Annotated in this window: 1 protein-coding gene; it reads left to right on the plus strand. The window is 59.5% G+C overall.

Going from position 1 to position 580, the window contains the following annotated elements; all coding sequences use genetic code 11:
* Positions 1–502: PLP-dependent cysteine synthase family protein (locus tag NW815_RS13660; protein WP_414416128.1), on the plus strand; the 502-nt coding region annotated here is incomplete at its 5' end.
* Between the last annotated feature and the right edge of the window lie 78 nt (positions 503–580).

Genomic DNA, 580 nt, shown 5'->3' on the forward strand with positions numbered 1-580 from the left:
AAACCCCGAGCTTTATTTCTACCCTGACCAGTACAGCAACCCCGCCAACTGGCAAGCCCACTACGAAACCACTGGGGTGGAGATTTGGGAGCAAACCCAGGGGCAGGTCACCCATTTTGTTACCGGGCTAGGCACCAGCGGCACCTGTATGGGGGTGGGGCGGCGCCTGCGAGAGTATCGCCCGGATATCCAAATCATTGCCATGCAGCCCGACTCTCCCTTCCATGGCCTGGAAGGGCTCAAGCACATGGCCACCGCTCTAAAACCTGAGATTTACGATCCCACCCTGCCTGACCAGCACATTGAGATCTCCACAGAAGCAGCCCAGAAAATGGTCAAGCGCTTGGCGTTGGAAGAAGGCCTGCTGGTGGGCATCTCTGCCGGCGCCAATGTGGTGGCAGCCCTAGAGGTGGCCCGTCAGCTCTCCTCTGGAGTGGTGGTGACCATCTTTTGCGACGGGGCTGACAAATATCTTTCCGAGCGTTTCTGGACAGAGGAGTGACATCCTCCCGGCGCTCGTCCTGCGGACAGGGCGCGGGCCACTCTTCCTGTCAGCAGGACGGAGTCCTTACCTCGCAGT

Source organism: Synechococcus sp. R6-7 (genome assembly GCF_047461695.1).
Taxonomy (GTDB): domain Bacteria; phylum Cyanobacteriota; class Cyanobacteriia; order Thermostichales; family Thermostichaceae; genus Thermostichus.